A 5,363-nucleotide genomic window follows, 5' to 3' on the forward strand; every position below is an offset into this window, starting at 1 on the left:
CACCGGCGCCCGCCCCGGACGCCCTGCGCGCACACGTGCGGGCCGAGCTGGGTGCGGCGGCGGCGCCGAAAGTGCTGCTCGTCGTGCCGGAACTACCGCTCACCGGTCCGGGCAAGGTACACCGCGACGCGGTGCGTGCCCAGCTCACCGCGCGCGAAAGCGATGCCGAACAATGAGCCCCATGGCGACCGCCGCGCAGTGGATCGAAGGGGCACGGCCCCGCACGTTGCCCAACGCCGTCGCCCCCGTGCTCGTCGGTGCGGGGCTGGCGGCCGAACTCTCCGCATTGTCCTGGCTGAAGTCGGCACTGGCGTTGCTGGTGTCGCTGTCCCTGATCCTCGGGGTCAACTTCGCCAACGACTACTCCGACGGTGTGCGCGGCACCGACGACGAGCGCACCGGGCCGCAACGGCTCGTCGGCTCGGGAGCGGCCACCGCGCGGTCGGTGCTGACGGCCGCCTGGACGTCGTTCGCGGTCGCGGCGGTCTTCGGGCTCGCGCTGGTGGCCCTGTCCGGCCGGTGGTGGCTGCTCGCGGTGGGTGCGGTGAGCATCGGGGCGGCCTGGTTCTACACCGGCGGCAGCAGGCCCTACGGCTACTCCGGCCTCGGTGAGCTCGCGGCGTTCACGTTCTTCGGGCCGGTCGCGGTGCTGGGCACCGTGTACGTCCAGGCCGGCACGGTGAACTGGGAGTCCGGCCTCAGCGCGGTCGCGGTGGGCTCGTGGTCGGCGGCCGTGCTCGTGGCGAACAACCTGCGGGACATCCCCACCGACCGCGAGACCGGCAAACACACCGTCGCCGTCCGGCTGGGCGACACCGCGACCCGCAGGCTCTGGCTCGCCCTGGTGATCCTGCCGTTCGCGGTCACCGCGGCGCTGGGCCTGGTGCATCCGTTGGCGTTCGTGGGGGTGATCGCCCTGGTGCTGATCGCCGCGCCCGCCCGCGCCGTCCTGACGGGGTACGAGGGCGAGGATCTGATCCCCGTGCTCCGCGACACCGGCATGTCCATGCTGGCCTGGGCCGCGCTCACCGGCGCGGCGCTCGGGCTGGCGAGCTGAGCACCCGGCCGGCGCCCGGTCTCAGGCCGGACCCGGTGTCTCCGGCGGCTCGAAGACGCCGGTGCTGGTGAACTGCTCGAACGCACGCAGGTGCGGGTCGGGGTCGAGGCCCTGCTCGGCGACCCAGGCGTCGTCGTAGTAGGTGTTCGCGTAGCGCTCACCGCCGTCGCACAGCAGCGTGACCACGCTGCCCCGCCTGCCCTCGGCGCGCATCCGCGAGATCAGGGTGAACGCGCCGTGCAGGTTGGTCCCGGTGGATCCCCCGGCCCAGTGGCCGGTGCGCTCGCGCAGGTACCGGATCGCGGCCAGGGACGCCGCGTCGGGCACGCGGATCATCTCGTCGATCACCTCGGGCACGAACGACGGCTCGACCCGGGGACGCCCGATGCCCTCGATCCGGGACGGCATCCCGGTGCTGTAGTCGCGGGCGCCGGTCTCCCAGGCGCCGGCGAACGCCGAGTTCTCCGGGTCGACCACCGCGATGCGGGTGTCGTGCCTGCGGTAGCGCACGTACCGGCCGAACGTCGCGCTCGTGCCGCCGGTGCCCGCGCCCACGACGATCCACGCCGGGACCGGGTGCCGCTCCGAACGCAGCTGGGTGAACACCGACTCGGCGATGTTGTTGTTGCCCCGCCAGTCGGTCGCGCGTTCCGCGTAGGTGAACTGGTCGAGGTAGTGCCCGCCGCACTCGGCGGCCAGCCGTTCGGCCTCCGAGTACATCTCCGGGCCGCTGTCCACGAAGTGGCAGCGACCGCCGTAGAACTCGATGAGGTCGATCTTCTCCTGGCTGGTCTTGCGCGGCACCACGGTGACGAACTCCAGACCCAGCATCCGTGCGAAGTACGCCTCGGACACCGCCGTCGAGCCGCTGGAGGCCTCCACGAGCACCGTTTCCGGACCGATCCGGCCGTTGACCAGCCCGTACAGCAGCAGCGAGCGGGCGAGGCGGTGCTTGAGCGAGCCGGTGGGATGCACCGACTCGTCCTTCAGGTAGAGGTCGATGCCCCAGTCCGGGGGGAGCGGGAACACGTGCAGGTGCGTGTCGGCGCTGCGGTTGGCGTCGGCCTCGATGATGCGGACGGCCTCCCGCACCCACTCGTGATTCACCGCGTGCCCTCCCCGTCGGTGTCGTCGGTGTCGTCGGTGTCGTCGGTGTCGTCCGTGTCGTCGGTGTCGTCGGTGCGCGCCGGGTCCCCGGTGTCCTGCTCCCCGGTGGTGTCCGTCCCCGGGGTGTCCGGGACGTCCTCGCCGCGCAGTTCGGCACGTAACCGGGCGCGTTCCGCGGCGCGGCGTTCGTTCCGGGCGGCGAGCCCCGCCGTCACGCGCTCGTTCAGCGACCGCAGCAGCAACAACCCGAAGGGCATACCGACGAAGAACCCGACGACGAGTGCCACCAGCAACGGCACCCCGGGGACCAGGGCCAACGGCACCGTGATGACCACGACCAGCGCCAACCGGGCGAGCACGTACAACACGAGGTCGCGGACGAAGGTGTCGCCCGTCCGCCGGTCGCTGTCGGATCCAGTCACGTCGGTGTCCACATCGTTCGAGGCTACGCGGGCAGGAAAGCGGTGCCGGAAGCCGGCCACGGCAGTGGTGACCCCGCCACGCCCGCCCGGACCGGGCGGTTTGTCCCTTACTACCTCTTTACTCTCCGACAACCGTTCGAGTACCCGACGGGGGAAGTGCCACGATTGCGTCGCGAATAACGAAGGAGGGCGGACAGTGACCACGAGCACTGGAGGACGGCTGCTCACCCCGGGTGAGGTCGCGACGTTGTTCCGGGTGGACCCGAAGACGGTGACACGCTGGGCCACGGCGGGCCGCATCGGCTCGATCCGGACGCCCGGCGGCCACCGGCGATTCCGGGAGTCGGAGGTCAACCAACTGCTGGAGGAACTGACCACGGACGCGGGCGAGGTCGTCCACGACTGAGCCGTCGCAACGCCGCTCGGGCCACCGGTCGGGACCGGTCGGGCACCGTGGGACGACCGGGGTGCCTCCGGCGCGGTGGGCACCCCGCGTCCCGGAACTCGACAACAGGGTTAATCTCGGAGGCGGTACCCATCCGCGCGTGCACACCGAAGGGAGCGGGCATGCTCTACCTGCTCGCGGCGATCGGCGCCCTCACCATCGCGGTCGTGTTGTGGCGGGCCTTCGGCGCAGACCGGGTCGGCGTGTCCACGCCCCGGTCCGAGGCACCGCTCGCCCCCGACGACGACCCCGAGTTCCTCCGCGAGCTCAACGAGCGGCAACGCAGGCAGGACGACGAGGGCGGCAGCTGAGCCCGGCTTCCGGGTCCGCCCTCCCGGCCCGGTTCAGCGGACGAACCGGTCGGTGTCGAAACCGTCCGCCACCGTCGCGGCCAGTTCGAGCAGCGCCCGCCGCGTGCCCGGATGGAGCCGGTCCAGGTCGATCTCGGCTCCCTCCTCCAGATGCGCGTCGAACGGGATCCTCGCCACCGCCCGCACCCGGGCCGCGAAGTGCGCGGCGAGCCGGTCCAGATCGACCGATCCCGCCTTCGGCCGCACGGAGTTGATCACCGCGACCGAGCGGGTCACCAGGTCCCCGTAGCCGTGGGCGTCCAGCCAGTCCAGGGTCGCCGACGCACTGCGCGCCCCGTCCAGGGACCCGGACGAGACCACCACCAGGGAGTCCGCGGAGTCCAGCACCCCCTTCATCGCCGAGTGCATCAGACCGGTGCCGCAGTCGGTGAGCACGACGTTGTAGAAGTGCTCCAGCAACGCGACCGCGCGCAGGTAGTCCTGTTCCGAGAACGCCTCGGACACGGCCGGATCGGACTCGCTGGCGAGAACCTCCAGCCTGCTCGGCCCCTGCGAGGTGTAGGCGCGCACGTCGCTGTAGTGGGTCACGCTCCCCGCGTCGCGCAGCAGATGCCGCACCGTCGCCGCGGTCTCGATCGGGATCTTCTGCGCGAGCGTGCCCCGGTCGGGGTTCGCGTCCACGGCGATCACCCGGTCGCCCCGCAGGGACGCGAACGTCGAGCCGAGCGCGGTCGTCATGGTGGTTTTCCCGACTCCGCCCTTCAGGCTCAGCATCGCGATGCGGTGGCAACCCCGCAGCGGCTGGTTGACCCGGTGGGACAGCTCCCGTTCGCGGCGTTCCGCGGGGCTCTCGCCCGGGTTCACGAGTCTGCCGGTACCGAGGTAGACCAGCCTGCGCCACCCGGACCGGGGTGCGCGCTTCATCCGCCGGACGAACCGGACGTTGTCCAGGTCGGAATCCGGGCCACCGGGACCGGGCGCGGAGCCGGGCGTGTGGTACCGCCCGCCGCGCGGCTGCGGTAGCGGCGTACCCCGCGGCAGCGGCTCACCCTGCGGGAACGGCTGTGCGGGGTACGGCGCGGAGTCCGTGCCCGCTCCGGGGAAACGTGGTTGTCCCCACCCGCCGTGCTCACTGGGTCCGGTCACCGCGTCGATCCTCCGATCGGTTGCGAACTCCCCCTTGTGCGTGTCCCCCGTGTGACGGTAGTCCCCGATCCGGCGGAACGTCAGCTGACTCCCGCGTACGAGTGAAGACCCGCCGTCACCAGGTTGACGAAGAACAGGTTGAACACCGTCACCGCGAACCCGACGACGTTGATTGCCGCCGCCCGGGTGCCGCGCCACCCGGCGGTGGAGCGCGAGTGCAGGTAGGCGGCGTAGACCACCCAGGCGATGAAGGCCACCGTCTCCTTGGGGTCCCATCCCCAGAACCGGCCCCAGGCGGCCTCTGCCCAGACCGCGCCGCACAGCACGCCGAACGTGAAGATCGGGAAGGCGAGGACCGTGGTGCGGTAGGCCACCCGGTCGAGGACGTCGAGCGCGGGCAGGCGCGGGCCGAACCGGGCGAACTTCGCGGGCTCGCGTTCGTGCGCGGCCCGGAAGAGGTACAGCAGGCTGGCCACACCGGGCACCAGGAACACCCCGGAGGAGATCGCCGCGGCGGCGACGTGGATGACCAGCCAGTACGACTGGAGCGCGGGCTGCACCGGTGCCGCGACGGCGTAGAGCATCGTGCCGCCGACGAACATCAGGATCACCACGGGCAGCAGCACGAACGCCGACAGGTGCCGGATCGGGTAGCGGCGCATCATCACGAGCCAGGCGACGACCGTGGCCAGGCAGATCGCCATGATGTACTCGTACATGTTGCCCCAGGGCGCCCGGCTCGTGGCCAGTCCCCGCAGCACCAGCGCGGACAGGTGCAGCAGCACGCCGAGCACGATGAGCGCCACGCCCATCCGGCCCGCCCGCTCGGCGCGGGTGCGTGCCCCGTGCGGCGGGTCCGGGGCGGTGCCGGTCAT

The 5,363-nt window shown here is 71.8% G+C and carries 7 protein-coding genes; 3 read left to right on the forward strand and 4 right to left on the reverse strand.

Annotation, left to right across the window (positions count from 1 at the left end; translation table 11 throughout):
* The first annotated feature begins 172 nt into the window (after positions 1-172).
* Positions 173-1,057: a 1,4-dihydroxy-2-naphthoate polyprenyltransferase gene (locus SACHA_RS0109945; protein WP_028663043.1), complete on the forward strand. Its 885-nt coding sequence runs from the start codon at positions 173-175 to the stop codon at positions 1,055-1,057.
* A gap of 21 nt (positions 1,058-1,078) precedes the next feature.
* On the opposite strand, the gene cds1 is transcribed toward SACHA_RS0109945, so the two are convergent.
* Positions 1,079-2,164 (reverse strand): L-cysteine desulfhydrase Cds1, encoded by a 1,086-nt coding sequence (gene cds1 / locus SACHA_RS0109950; RefSeq protein ID WP_019809348.1) that lies wholly within the window; start codon positions 2,162-2,164, stop codon positions 1,079-1,081.
* Positions 2,161-2,586: a DUF4229 domain-containing protein gene (locus tag SACHA_RS0109955; protein ID WP_232211853.1), complete on the reverse strand. Its 426-nt coding sequence runs from the start codon at positions 2,584-2,586 to the stop codon at positions 2,161-2,163. The genes cds1 and SACHA_RS0109955 overlap by 4 nt, the downstream gene beginning before the upstream one ends.
* Positions 2,587-2,782: 196 nt before the next feature.
* Here SACHA_RS0109955 and SACHA_RS0109960 point away from each other — a divergent pair, with 196 nt between their 5' ends.
* Together SACHA_RS0109960 and SACHA_RS0109965 are read left to right on the forward strand one after the other, a co-directional pair.
* Positions 2,783-2,992 carry a BldC family transcriptional regulator gene (locus SACHA_RS0109960; protein ID WP_019809351.1) on the forward strand — a complete coding sequence of 70 codons (210 nt, stop codon included), beginning with the start codon at positions 2,783-2,785 and terminating at the stop codon, positions 2,990-2,992.
* Positions 2,993-3,153: 161 nt separating this feature from the next.
* Complete coding sequence (locus SACHA_RS0109965; protein WP_019809354.1) at positions 3,154-3,342, forward strand: hypothetical protein; 189 nt, start codon at positions 3,154-3,156, stop codon at positions 3,340-3,342.
* Between the two features lie 33 nt (positions 3,343-3,375).
* On the opposite strand, the gene SACHA_RS0109970 is transcribed toward SACHA_RS0109965, so the two are convergent.
* Both SACHA_RS0109970 and ccsB read right to left on the reverse strand, forming a co-directional pair.
* The gene (locus SACHA_RS0109970) at positions 3,376-4,488 is read right to left on the reverse strand and encodes a MinD/ParA family ATP-binding protein (RefSeq protein WP_019809356.1); all 1,113 of its coding nucleotides are present in this window, start codon (positions 4,486-4,488) and stop codon (positions 3,376-3,378) included.
* 80 nt (positions 4,489-4,568) lie between these two features.
* Positions 4,569-5,363: c-type cytochrome biogenesis protein CcsB (gene ccsB, locus SACHA_RS0109975; RefSeq protein WP_019809358.1), on the reverse strand; the 795-nt coding region annotated here is incomplete at its 5' end.

Source organism: Saccharomonospora halophila 8, assembly GCF_000383775.1.
Lineage (GTDB): Bacteria > Actinomycetota > Actinomycetes > Mycobacteriales > Pseudonocardiaceae > Saccharomonospora > Saccharomonospora halophila.